The 12116-nt window shown below is 48.1% G+C and carries 13 protein-coding genes; 10 read left to right on the top strand and 3 right to left on the bottom strand.

Annotated features, from left to right (window positions below):
* The first annotated feature begins 179 nt into the window (after positions 1-179).
* From MJ769_RS06825 to MJ769_RS06790, 8 genes are all read left to right on the top strand, one after another.
* Entirely contained in the window at positions 180-1136 is a 957-nt protein-coding gene (locus MJ769_RS06825; protein WP_239235565.1) for a multicopper oxidase domain-containing protein, read from the top strand.
* A 2-nt stretch (positions 1137-1138) separates the two neighbouring features.
* The gene (locus tag MJ769_RS06820) at positions 1139-1819 is read left to right on the top strand and encodes a c-type cytochrome (RefSeq protein ID WP_239235563.1); all 681 of its coding nucleotides are present in this window, start codon (positions 1139-1141) and stop codon (positions 1817-1819) included.
* The gene (locus MJ769_RS06815) at positions 1809-2159 is read left to right on the top strand and encodes a c-type cytochrome (RefSeq protein WP_239235561.1); all 351 of its coding nucleotides are present in this window, start codon (positions 1809-1811) and stop codon (positions 2157-2159) included. The genes MJ769_RS06820 and MJ769_RS06815 overlap by 11 nt, the downstream gene beginning before the upstream one ends.
* 67 nt (positions 2160-2226) lie before the next feature.
* Entirely contained in the window at positions 2227-3171 is a 945-nt protein-coding gene (locus MJ769_RS06810; protein WP_239235559.1) for a multicopper oxidase domain-containing protein, read from the top strand.
* A gap of 335 nt (positions 3172-3506) precedes the next feature.
* Positions 3507-4049 (top strand): DUF1264 domain-containing protein, encoded by a 543-nt coding sequence (locus tag MJ769_RS06805; protein WP_239235557.1) that lies wholly within the window; start codon positions 3507-3509, stop codon positions 4047-4049.
* Positions 4050-4135: 86 nt separating this feature from the next.
* Positions 4136-4570: a c-type cytochrome gene (locus MJ769_RS06800; protein WP_239235551.1), complete on the top strand. Its 435-nt coding sequence runs from the start codon at positions 4136-4138 to the stop codon at positions 4568-4570.
* Positions 4571-4781: 211 nt separating this feature from the next.
* Entirely contained in the window at positions 4782-6098 is a 1317-nt protein-coding gene (locus tag MJ769_RS06795; RefSeq protein ID WP_239235549.1) for an efflux RND transporter periplasmic adaptor subunit, read from the top strand.
* Positions 6095-9205, top strand: coding sequence for an efflux RND transporter permease subunit (locus tag MJ769_RS06790; protein WP_239235548.1), 3111 nt, complete (start codon positions 6095-6097; stop codon positions 9203-9205). The genes MJ769_RS06795 and MJ769_RS06790 overlap by 4 nt, the downstream gene beginning before the upstream one ends.
* 34 nt (positions 9206-9239) lie before the next feature.
* Here MJ769_RS06790 and MJ769_RS06785 read toward each other — a convergent pair whose 3' ends face one another.
* A complete protein-coding gene (locus MJ769_RS06785; protein ID WP_239235546.1) occupies positions 9240-9995 on the bottom strand; it encodes a YdcF family protein in 756 nt (251 codons plus the stop codon).
* 7 nt (positions 9996-10002) lie between these two features.
* Here MJ769_RS06785 and MJ769_RS06780 point away from each other — a divergent pair, with 7 nt between their 5' ends.
* Positions 10003-10215, top strand: coding sequence for a hypothetical protein (locus MJ769_RS06780; protein WP_239235545.1), 213 nt, complete (start codon positions 10003-10005; stop codon positions 10213-10215).
* A 235-nt stretch (positions 10216-10450) separates the two neighbouring features.
* Here MJ769_RS06780 and MJ769_RS06775 read toward each other — a convergent pair whose 3' ends face one another.
* A complete protein-coding gene (locus MJ769_RS06775) occupies positions 10451-10786 on the bottom strand; it encodes a class I SAM-dependent methyltransferase (protein WP_239235543.1) in 336 nt (111 codons plus the stop codon).
* Positions 10783-10980: a hypothetical protein gene (locus tag MJ769_RS06770; RefSeq protein ID WP_239235542.1), complete on the bottom strand. Its 198-nt coding sequence runs from the start codon at positions 10978-10980 to the stop codon at positions 10783-10785. Before MJ769_RS06770 ends, MJ769_RS06775 begins: the two co-directional genes overlap by 4 nt.
* A 273-nt stretch (positions 10981-11253) precedes the next feature.
* Here MJ769_RS06770 and MJ769_RS06765 point away from each other — a divergent pair.
* Positions 11254-12116 (top strand): hypothetical protein (locus tag MJ769_RS06765; RefSeq protein WP_239235540.1); only part of this gene is annotated, 863 nt, incomplete at its 3' end.

Here is a 12116-nt window from a genome sequence, read left to right as displayed (position 1 = left end):
CATTAAAAATGTATGTTATAAAAATGTATTAAAAATTAAATTCTGGATGATAAGAAATGACAATTTCCTTAAATATATTGCGTTCGGCCACTATGGCCTGCAACCTTAGGAGTATTTTAACATTTTGTTTCTTAGCGGGAATTGTCACTTCAAGCTGGGCCGAACAGCGCGAATTCAACATGAGTATTGATGAGGTTACCATAGAGGTAGCTCCGGGATTTTCCAACAAAGTTTTCGCTTTCAACGGACAGGTACCCGGACCACTCCTCCACGTTAAGGAGGGAGATGATGTGATGGTGCATGTGACCAACAATAGCACGCTTCCCCATACAGTTCATTGGCATGGGGTTAACCAGATTGGCAGTTGGCAACAAGATGGAGTGCCAGATATTACACAAAAAGCGATTCAGCCCGGTGAGTCTTATACCTATAGGTTCAATGTTGATCGCCCTGGAAGCCTTTGGTACCACTGCCATGTAAATGTCTGGGAGCACGTAGCAATACGCGGGATGTGGGGGCCACTTATCGTTGATCCCAAAAAACCGAGCGCACTCGAAAAGGAAGTTACCCTAGATGCCATTCTGATGATGAGCACTTGGCAATCTCCATATGCCAGCGTATATGGCAAAGGGGGGGGGCCTCAGGATGTGTCTGATTATTTCTCAGTAAACGGGAGATCCTTTCCGATCACTCAGCCAATTAGGGTAAAAAAAGGCGATGTATTGAGAATGCGTTTTGTTGGCGCAGGGGATGAAACTCACCAAATGCATATGCATGGCCACGACATGCTTGTCACCCACAAGGACGGTTATCCGCTTGCCAGCCCGTACTATGTGGACACTATCCCGGTAGGGCCCGGTGAGCGTTATGACGTGATCGTTAAAATGAACAATCCTGGGCGTTTCATAATGCATGACCATGTTGACAAACACATGACAAACAATGGTGCCTCGTTGGGTGGGCCGGTGACAATTTTTGAATATGAAGAGATCAAAGCGGATGACTGGTACGTGTGGAACGGTAAAGCGTACGATCCAAATTTCTTCTATAGTGACTCGCTTAAACAGGGATACGGGCTTTTCAACAGCGCACCTTTCATGGGCGTAATCAACGAACAGAGGAGAAGGAGGAAATAAATATGAAGCGAGTACTTATTGTTGTTTTACTTGGTTTATCTGCAGCAACCTTCGCTGAGGGAGGAGTGCTTCAGGGGAGTTGTTCCTCCTGTCACAACATTAAGGGGCCGGCGGCACAGACTTTGAAAATTGCCTTTGAGAAAAAGGGACCAGATTTATTCTATGCTGGCAATAAATATCGTCAAGAATGGCTTGTATCTTGGCTGCAAAAGCCCGACAGAATTCGTCCAGCCGGAATGTACTATGGCGGACATATCAAAGTTGGGGCAAAAGGTGACGAAATTGATACTTCGACGCTTATGAATCATATCGCTCTTTCCAAGGCCGATGCCACTTCAGTTGCGGCTGAACTCATGAAGATGAAACCGCATGACGATTTGATTGCCAAGGAAAAAATTGAGCCCGGTACGATATCAATGCAGATGGGGGAAATGGCCTTCAATAAATTCTTGGGTTGTATGGCCTGTCACTTGATTGAACCTGAGTACGGTGGCCTATCGGGGCCGGAGTTATACACGGCGGCCAAGCGCCTGCAACCGCAATATATGGCGAGCTTCATTAGAGCTCCTCAAGTTTGGGAGCCCAAATCCATGATGCCAAACAAAAATTTATCGGATGCAAACATACAGAAAATGGTTCGTTATCTTGAGAGCCTGAGCAAGGAGGCTGCAAATGCCAACTAAATTTTTTTTGTTGTTGTTACTAGCGGTTTCCTCAGCACAAGTTCAAGCCAAGGAAACCCCCGCTGACAACTACAAAGCCTATTGTGTTCAATGCCACGGCAGTGAGGGAACAGGAAAAGGCGTGAACGTCAGAGACATGTCAGTCGTGCCGCGTGATCACACCGATGCAAAGTCAATGTCGGCTCGTTCAGACGAGACATTATTCAAGGCAATTAAAGAGGGAGGGACTTCGATTAACAAATCGATATTAATGCCCCCTTGGAGTGCGACCTTAAGTGACGAAGAAATCAATGATTTAGTGCAGTATCTACGCATGCTATGTAAGTGCAAATTTGGTTAGTAAGTGACAGTGGCAAGAAATACGGTAAGAAGTACATAATTTGTAATTAACTTAAACAGGGGGTTATATGTATAAAATTAAAAATGCAGCTATTGCAGTAATGATGGTTGCTGGGCTTATTTCAGCACAGCAAGTGTTCGCAAAAACCGTTAAAGTCACGATGACGGCTATGGAACTTGATGTGTCGGTGAATAACAAGGGTGATGTCAAAATGGCAGCTTGGACATTCGATGGCTCCATTCCTGGTAAGCCCGTCCGCGTAGATGAAGGTGATACAGTTGATTTCACACTGATTAACCCCCCTGAAAACAAAAATTCACACGCAATGGACTTTCACGCGGCTCAGGTTGACGTGCTGAATGAATTCGCTGAAATCAAGCCGGGACAAACTAAACATTTCAAGTTTGAAGCCAAGGTTCCAGGTGTATTCATGTATCACTGTGGCGCAAGCACAATGGCTCAGCATATTGTCAAAGGAATGTACGGAATGATCATCGTCGATCCAAAAGATAAGAGGAGCTATCCTAAAGCAGACCGCGAATATATGCTGATTCAGCAGCAATACTTCCCAGACAGTGAAAATATCACAGGCTTACTTGAAAACACAGGCTGGAAAGGCGCGCTTATCAACGGCAAAATGTTCCATTACGACCCTGTTCATGAACCAAATGCAACACAGGTTTTGGAATCCAAGCCAGGTGAACGCGTTCGTATTTTCTTTGTAAATGCCAATATAAACAACCCAGTCGCCCTGCATCCTATTGCAGGAATTTGGGATCGAGTTTATATCAACGGTAACCCGAAGAATACGCTATACGGCATTCAAACATACAATGTGGCAGTAGCTGAAGGCGGTACATTTGACATTGTTTCACCAGCTGACCGTCCGACCAATGTCGCAATCGTTGATCATGCAATGGGAGCTGCGATGCGCGGCGCCATCACGGTTTTAATGAACAAGCCCGACGCTGACCCTAAAAAAGGGCGGGGCGATCAAATCCTGATCAGATAATTTTCGTAAAGCAATTCGTTAATTTTGAGGGGGTTTTTGCCTCCTCAAAATATTTAAACCGGCCATATCCGCATCGCGTTGTCATCACATATAAGGACAGTGCAAAGTAACATATCCTGTTGCCCAAACCTTTCACTCAGTGTGTCACCGCACATACGTGCAGCTGTTAATAGGGCTATAATAATCAATCTTTACATTTTAATCGTAAGTGTAAGGGGGGCGTTGAAATGCCTATTCATCTAAAGATGGGGTCAGAACTCTCATAATGATAATAAATAGGCATGGAACGTATAGAAATCATCCGAACTTTAAAATTTTTATTTGGAGATTGAATTATGAAAATCAGCAAAGTCTGCGTTCTTGTATCCTCATTAATCACGGCCGGCTTCTTGTCCGCTCCAGCTTTTGCTGCGGATAAAAATCCATTGTCTGGTTATACCATTCATGTTACGGCACCACATATGATGGATGGTGAAGTTATTGGGCCATTCCATCATTACTGCAAGCCTATCAATGACGATGTGATTCAATGCATCTTGTTCGAATCAACCGAGCCCAATGCTCGCATGACCGAAGTCGAATACATGGTTTCCAAAAAACTGACCGCATCGGCCATACCGAAATGGTCTCATGAGAAAAATTGGCACGATCACAAGCAAGAGATAGAAACCGGTCGCGTTGCCATAATGAATCCATCTGACCCGAAAGAGCAAAAAGCTTTAGCAGATTATGTGGCTGGTACCGACGGCATCATTTTCCATCTCTGGCCTAAAGATGCGCCTATTCCTGACGGCTCTGTTCACATTGCTCAATCGGTTGGACACTGGGAAGAGATACATGGAAAAATTCCCAAAGATTCAGTGGGTTCTAAAAAATAAGGTTATTTGATTTATTCAAGAGACATGGGGCTTATCTGGAATGGGATGAGCCCTGTGTCTTTTGATTTTATATGTGAGGTGATGTCATGTTTTTTTTAAAGAAAAATATGTGGGTATGGGTTGCCACCTTTCTGAGCATTGGTTCGCAAAGCACATTGGCTTTCCACAAGGACGTTTATGAGCCACGTGTACCCAAGACAATTATTGCACAGGAGCAGCAAGTAAAAAGCCCTTATCCCGTAACACCGGAGCGAATTGAAGCAGGCCGAAAAATTTATTTTGGGGATGGATTGTGCGTTACTTGCCATAGCAAAGATGGCACGGGTGTCACTCTACCCGGACATTCTCCACGTGATTTTACCGATGTTAAATGGCAGAAACTTCGTACAGATGGAGAATTAATGTGGGTTTTAAAAAATGGTAGCCCAGGAACCGGGATGCCAGTTCGGGTTGGAACGGATATAGACGAGGAAGATGGTTGGAATGTGATTCAATATATACGTACTTTCGAGGGCAAGTAGACAGTTTTATATCAAAAATAAGGAAAACCCACCCTTTATCTCAAGTTTGGAAATTCACCTCTGCCCGCCATGGGCATAAGGCATTCATATATTGTTTATTCCTCCAGGGTAATAAGCTTTGCTTCCTAAATTAGAGAGGATGTAGCTGAAGTCTGCATCGCAAATAAAGCGTCTTGATCAGGTATAGGCCAGCGAAAATCGGAGCATCTATATGGCGAAAAAAATTACGGCAGGAATAGCACTGCTAGGAATCGTCATACTGATCTGGTATTTCATCAGTCAGCGCATTTCTATTTCAGGGTTCAATACTGAAACTGCAACTCAAACTGCAACTACCGGTATCAAGACCTTATCTCTATCTGAGATAGGCAAAGCCGGACAGGAAAAAGTATGGATTTGCCCGATGCACCCAGAAATCATGCAAAACCATCCGGGCAATTGCCCGATTTGCGGCATGGATCTAGTTCAATCAAAAGATTCCACAGCTCACAATCACGACCATAGCATTCATGTCGACACATCAACCATCCAGAAGCTTGGTGTCCGGTTAGAAAGTATAAAATCAGCCCCTTTTAGCCAGGAAATTCACACTTATGGCAACGTCATAGTCGATGGAGGCTCTATTTATAATGTTCACACCAAGGTTGATGGCTGGATCAGGAAGCTAAATATAAATTCGGTTGGACAGAAAATTCGCAAAGGGCAAGTGATCTATGAAATTTACTCTCCCGATTTAATTGCTCAGCAAAAAGATTATTTGAGGTATATGGTACGTCGTGATCAGACGTTAAAAACGATAGGCGACATTTCTCCACTTGTGGTAAATCCATATGTGATGGATCTTTTGCAAGAACTTTCCAGAGAAAGAACTAAGTTCCTCTATAGAGATCTTAGTATTGAATCTATTCACCAGATGGAGGATTCCCTGCAACCCATTGAGGTGGTTAAAATACTGGCTGGTCAAGCGGGGGTCGTGACACAAATTAATGCGCGCGAAGGAAATTTCGTCACGCCTTCCGCCACCTTGTTTACTCTGGCCGATATATCCAAGGTATGGATTGACATCACGCTTTATCCCGACCAGGCTGGCCGGGTAAAGAGAGGTGATGCAGTGACCATAAAAGCCCCCGATGGACAGGAAATCCAAGCCAAGCTCGATTTTATCAATCCTCTTGCTGAGAACAACAAAATCAAAGCAAGGGCAACGCTGAACAATACTAATCTGCGCTTTCGTCCTGGTAGCTTTGTCGATGTGACTATCCACGCCGATCCACATGAAGCTCTCGTTTTACCGCGCTCGTCAGTCATTTACACTGGACAGGGAAATTTCGTAATCTTGCACAGAGGAGAGGGGCATTTCCTCCCCGTTAATATTGAGACAGGTATTGAAAGCGGGGACTGGATTGAGGTTGTAGATGGACTGCTGGAAGGTGCGGAAGTAGCAGTAAACGGCCAATTCCTGCTGGACGCGGCGGCGTCGCTGCATGACGCCGCGCGACGCATGCAGGAATCGCATAAGCACCAATGATTGCACGCGTTATATCCTGGTCATTACGTAACCATCTGCTGGTTTTGCTGCTTGCAGCGTTAATCAGCGCCTGGGGGATTTATTCCGTGCGTCATACCGCATTGGACGCAATTCCAGATCTTTCTGATGTCCAGGTCATCATCAAAACCCCTTACCCCGGGCAATCGCCGCAAGCGGTGGAAGACCAGGTGACGTATCCGCTTACCACGGCGCTACTGTCGGTGCCCGGCTCTACTGCGGTTCGCGGCTTTTCCATGTTTGGCGAGTCATTTATTTACATCATTTTCAAGGACGGAACCGATCCTTATTGGGCGCGCACCCGCGTGCTCGAATATCTGAGCCAAATGGCGGGGAAGCTGCCGCCAGGCGTCACGCCATTACTCGGGCCGGATGCATCCGGCGTAGGCTGGATTTTTGAATACGCGTTAACCGATCGTCAGCATCGCCACGACCCCGATGAATTGCGTGCGCTACAAGACTTCTTCCTGAAATACGAATTGCAAAGCCTGCCCGGTGTCGCCGAAGTGGCGAGTGTCGGTGGAATGGTGCGGCAATACCAGATCGAAGTAAATCCGAACCAACTGGCCGCGTATCAACTGACACTGGACAAAGTGGTTCAGTCAGTACGCGACAGTAACCTGTCCGGCGGAGGGTCAGTGGTAGAAATAGGGCGCGCCGAATACATGATCAGGGCGAGTGGATACCTCAAAACGCTGGATGATTTCCGGCACATTCCGCTCGGTACAGACATACAAGGTATTCCGATCCGCTTACAGGACGTGGCGCATATCCAGACTGGGCCGGAAGTGCGCCGTGGTGTTGCTGATCTCAATGGCGAGGGTGAGGTGGTTGGCGGTATTGTCGTGATGCGCTACGGCAACAACGCACTGGAAACGATAGAGCGAGTCAAGATGCGCTTGCAAGAACTGAAAGCAGGATTACCCCAAGGAGTGGAATTAGTCGTCACGTATGACCGCTCTGGCCTGATTAATCGTGCCGTCAGCACGTTACGCGAGAAACTAATCGAAGAGTCGCTGGCAGTCGCTCTGGTCTGCCTGCTATTCCTGTTCCACTTGCGTTCATCGCTGGTGGCGGTTGTAACATTACCCGTCGGCATTTTGGCTGCTTTTATTATCATGCAACAACAAGGCGTCAGCGCTAACATCATGTCGCTAGGCGGCATCGCCATCGCCATCGGTGCGATGGTCGATGCTGCCATTGTGATGATAGAAAACATGCATAAACATCTGGAGCGTGCCGGAGCCAAACCTGATTACTGGCAGGTGGTGAAAGCAAGCTCGCTGGAAGTTGGCCCAGCACTGTTCTTCTCATTACTAGTAATCACCGTCTCCTTTCTGCCGGTATTAACGCTGGATGGGCAGGAAGGCAAGTTATTCGCCCCTCTGGCCTACACAAAAACATACGCAATGGCCGCCAGCGCGTTTCTGGCGATAACGCTCACACCGGTGCTGATGGGATATTTCATTCGCGGACGCATTCGCCCGGAACAGCGCAATCCGTTGAACCGCATATTGCAAGCCCTGTATCGGCCAGTGCTGCTGGCAGCCTTAAGTAAACGCAAGTTGACCGTACTCGCCACGCTACTGCTATTAGCGACCGTGGTGTGGCCGCTGGCCAAACTAGGCAGCGAATTCATGCCACCACTGTATGAAGGAGACCTGCTGTATATGCCAACAACCCTGCCCGGCTTATCGGTAGACGAGGCGGCCAATATTTTGCAAATCACAGATCGCCTGATTCTCGCGATGCCGGAAGTCGAGCGAGTATTCGGCAAGGCCGGACGGGCCGATACGGCAACCGATCCGGCGCCACTTTCGATGCTGGAAACCACCATTCTGCTGAAGCCGCGTGACCAGTGGCCAGCGGGAGAAACAGTAGAACAATTGATACACAAGCTCGACGACCAAGTACGCCTGCCCGGGCTCACCAACTCCTGGGGTTACCCGATCCGCACCCGTATAGACATGCTTTCCACAGGCATCAGGACACCACTGGGCATTAAAGTCACCGGTCCGGATCTGGCTGGCATTGCTGAAGTTGCTCAGCAAATTGCGGCAGCGATCAAAAGCGTGCCCGGTACTCGCACCGTATTTGCGGATCGCTCCACTGGCGGACGTTATTTGGACATTGACATTAACCGGGCTCAAGCCGCACGTTATGGCGTTACCGTGGCTGACGTGCAACGTCTGGTGCAAGGCGCAATCGGTGGCGAAAACATAGGCACGGTGATTGACGGGCGTGAACGCTTCCAGATCAACCTGCGCTATCCACGTGCCCTGCGCGACTCTTTGCCGGCACTGGCGGCCAGCCGAATCATCATGCCTTCCGGGGCGCAAGTGCCGCTGGGCGAATTGGCTTATTTGCACTTCAGTGAGGGGGCTTCGGAAATCAAAAGCGAAAATGCGCGTTTAACCGCTTATGTGTATATCGACATCGCCGGGCGCGATCTTGGCGGTTATGTAAGCGAAGCCAAGCGCACACTGGAACAATCGGTGTCATTGCCGCCCGGTTATGCCATTGCCTGGTCGAGTCAGTACGTAAATTTACAACATGCCAAAGAACGCATGCAGTGGGTCATCCCGCTGACCCTGATACTAGTGCTCTTACTGCTGTACATGCACTTTCGCCATTTCGGCAAAGTGCTGCTGGTGCTGCTGTGCCTGCCGTTCTCCTTGATCGGCGGTTTCTGGCTGGTATTTGCACTGGGATATAACTTATCGGTCGCAGTAGCGGTGGGCTTCATTGCGCTGGCTGGCGTAGCCGCCGAATTTGGCGTAGTCATGCTGCTCTATCTCGACAATGCCATCGAAGACTTACGCCGCGCCGGGCGCTTGAACAACCGCCATGATTTGCACCATGCCATCATCCAGGGAGCACTGCTACGCATTCGCCCAAAAATGATGACCGTCTCGGTAATCGTGGTGGGCTTGTTGCCGGTAATGTTCAGCCAAGGTGCCGGTTCAGAAGTCATGAAACGCATTGCCGCGCCGTTAGTTGGCGGCATGCTAACGGCACCGCTGCTGTCGTTAATCGTTATCCCTGTGCTGTACTCGTGGTGGCAAGGGCGAGATATGGCTAAAGACTGATTAAGGGTTGCCGCTATACCTTGTAATGGATTGATTAAAAGAAAGACATCCGCATAACAATCTTCGCCAAAAGCTCATAGCAAACGTAGTAACTCGCCTGCAATCCTCCCATTCCAGGCAAATAATCCGACGGCCATTGGAGGTCGCCGTTTAAAATTCCGGTCGGGGCAGCAATCACCTGCAACCCTGACGTAGCGAATTCCTCTTTTGCCCGCGGCATGTCAAAGCTGTGTGTGACAAGCACGACATGCTGAATGTTCTCTTTTGCCAGCATCGCAGCAGAGAATGCCGCATTCTCGCGCGTGTTTCGTGATTTATCTTCACTCCAGCGAACTTTTACACCGAACTCATTTTCCAGTGTTTCCCGCATCAATTTTGCCTCTGGTTCGCCACTCAGTACCGAGCCACCGGCGACGAGTACCGGCAACCCGGTACTTTTCGCGACCCGCGCGCCATAGCGAACGCGATCGAGGGTTAGCCGCCCCACTGTATCTCCACCGTATTCCAATGCATTATTGCGAATGCCGCCGCCTAGGATCACGATGGCTTGGGCGTGCCGCGCTTCATTGAGGTCGAGCGGAGGCGATGTCTCGAGAAAGTGCATCAGTTGATACGAAGCGAAGGGGGTGGAAAGTGCAAGCAGGTAGACCGTCGCGATAATTGAGATCGCTCTGCCCGTTCGTGGAAATCTCTGTACCAGTAACAGGCCAAAGAGAATAGCCAATAGCAACCCTGTGGGAGGCAGAATAAGCGTCTTGGCAATGGCCTTGAGAAGAAAAATGTCGGGCATGTTTTATATGAGAAATAATGTGATTGAGATAAATAGTGAGAATGAATTTTACTTCTTTACTACAAAAGCTAGAGATGTTGCTGAATACGCTAAGCTGGCAAACCCCATCATTGTACAACCTCAGCCAGCATCGCTGGCCATCCACTCTTGCCAAGTTGATTTTATCCTCGGCCTGCTAGACGCTCGTGCTTATCCAGCTTATAGAGGTTCACACACATAACAAATTTGCCACATCGCCAGTAGCGGAAGATTTATCTGTGTCACACCCAATATTCGCAAGAAATTTTTGACATCCTCTGAACCCGAAATCAGCGTGCTGAAAGCAGACACCGCAGATTGCGGATTTTCCTCCATGATTTGCACTTTCCGTATGATCTTGTACCCAGCTTGCTGGCAGGCGTCTTAAAATGATCCTGGTGTAAAAAAACGGATATGCGTCACATCCAGCAAACCCATCAACTCATAATTGATTGATTCGAAAGTAGTCCGCCAATAATCGAACGATGTCCCATATTGGGAATTTGAAATACACACTTTCCACGCTCGGATAACAATTCCTTCGCTAAAACCATGGCTTCCCACGGGTTGTACATATGTTCAAGCACGTCAGCAAATGAAATAACATCGAAGCCACGCGGGTAGTCTGCCTTGATTCCGCCGATTGCTGCATCAAAGGCACTTGAATAAACGCGATCACAAACCTGCTCTGCGTTCCTTGCGGCAAACGCGTTCATTTCAACACCGACACAAACAACGCGGTTGTTAAGCCCTTTTTTGACCGCAGCAATCAACTGGCCGCGATTGCATCCCACGTCCAGGTAGGTCGACGGCGCCAACTCGACACATATTTTTCTGACATCTTCAGAACGAAATTTTTCTGGTAGGGCGCATCGCCAGACTCATGGACTCGGAGCATTTCGTAGGGGTTGAGTTTCTTGTTCATAACAAAATAGCACTTATATGCGGCAAGGTTCTCATTGTCCATTGAACCATCCATCCGGTAAACAGATAGACCGTGCCATCTTAAGAATATCAAGATTGCGATAGCTTTTCTTGCTTGACTCGGCTGTTTAAATAATTATCAATATTTTTTCAGGAGGTTGCGGCACTTAACCCCGAATGATTACAGCGTCGAAATAGGTTACGTTCACCGAAAATTTGGCATAATGAGTTCACACTACAGAACCAGTAATAGTTATTTATAGAGGTGTCAGGCAGCCAAACTGTCGCGGTAATATTTGAAAATAGAGGAAATTTAATGTCTATGCAAAAACCTGAAAGAAACTCTCTGTATCTTGCTTTAGTCGCAGCAATAGGTTCGGTTGGTATTGCAGGCGCAGCAAGTGCTGCCGTACACCTAAGCGACAATGGTCAGGGCCAGGTTCTGATTTACCCGTACTACACCACGCGCGCCGGACAGGACACCTATCTGTCCGTACTGAACTTGAATGCTTTGTCTAAGGCTCTAAAAGTTCGTTTCTCTGAAGGCAAAAACGGTCGCGCAGTGCTTGACTTTAATATCTACCTGTCTCCGTACGACATCTGGACTGCTGCGGTTGTGAACACGACTGACGGTGCAAAGCTTGTTACCGCCGACAAATCCTGCACTGCTCCTGCGATTCCTGCGGATGGCAAAGATTTCGTGAACTTTGCATATTCTGGTTCTGGGCTGTTTGAAGGCATTCTCAATAATGGTAGAGATGGCGAAACCGATTCGCTAGACCGCACCCGTGAAGGTTATTTTGAGATTATTGAAATGGGCACGATTACGAATACCGCGATCAACGCGTCAATAAAACACGTAAGTGGGATGCCCGCTAATTGCGGAGTGGTTCAGGCTGCGACTATGGACATGGGCCCTGCCAGCGAATTAGTAGTGGGTGGCCAATCGGCCCGCGCCTTCAAGGCAACCGGTGGTCTGTCAGGTACGGCCTCCCTGATAGGTGTTGCATCTGGAACTGATTTTGGCTATGACCCAGTTGTGCTGGAGGCTTTTTCTCCATCACTAGACGAGAATATTTGGAATCCTCCGGGCAGCATCTTTCCGGATATGACATTCGCAGATCTGACTAGTGTAGTGCGCCATTCTGTTTGGAACTTAATCGACTGTTGGCACGAATG

The organism is Candidatus Nitrotoga sp. BS, from assembly GCF_927797785.1.
Classification (GTDB): domain Bacteria; phylum Pseudomonadota; class Gammaproteobacteria; order Burkholderiales; family Gallionellaceae; genus Nitrotoga.
The sequence above is the reverse complement of the archived record's forward strand: the minus strand, read 5'-3'. Positions and strand labels throughout refer to the sequence as shown.

Bases quoted from the DNA above. Each gene is read 5' to 3' on its own strand.
- MJ769_RS06825 (WP_239235565.1), top strand. From the start codon at position 180: ATGAGTATTGATGAGGTTACCATAGAGGTAGCTCCGGGATTTTCCAAC.
- MJ769_RS06820 (WP_239235563.1), top strand. From the start codon at position 1,139: ATGAAGCGAGTACTTATTGTTGTTTTACTTGGTTTATCTGCAGCAACC.
- MJ769_RS06815 (WP_239235561.1), top strand. From the start codon at position 1,809: ATGCCAACTAAATTTTTTTTGTTGTTGTTACTAGCGGTTTCCTCAGCA.
- MJ769_RS06810 (WP_239235559.1), top strand. From the start codon at position 2,227: ATGTATAAAATTAAAAATGCAGCTATTGCAGTAATGATGGTTGCTGGG.
- MJ769_RS06805 (WP_239235557.1), top strand. From the start codon at position 3,507: ATGAAAATCAGCAAAGTCTGCGTTCTTGTATCCTCATTAATCACGGCC.
- MJ769_RS06800 (WP_239235551.1), top strand. From the start codon at position 4,136: ATGTTTTTTTTAAAGAAAAATATGTGGGTATGGGTTGCCACCTTTCTG.
- MJ769_RS06795 (WP_239235549.1), top strand. From the start codon at position 4,782: ATGGCGAAAAAAATTACGGCAGGAATAGCACTGCTAGGAATCGTCATA.
- MJ769_RS06790 (WP_239235548.1), top strand. From the start codon at position 6,095: ATGATTGCACGCGTTATATCCTGGTCATTACGTAACCATCTGCTGGTT.
- MJ769_RS06785 (WP_239235546.1), bottom strand. From the start codon at position 9,995: ATGCCCGACATTTTTCTTCTCAAGGCCATTGCCAAGACGCTTATTCTG.
- MJ769_RS06780 (WP_239235545.1), top strand. From the start codon at position 10,003: ATGAGAAATAATGTGATTGAGATAAATAGTGAGAATGAATTTTACTTC.
- MJ769_RS06770 (WP_239235542.1), bottom strand. From the start codon at position 10,980: ATGGACAATGAGAACCTTGCCGCATATAAGTGCTATTTTGTTATGAAC.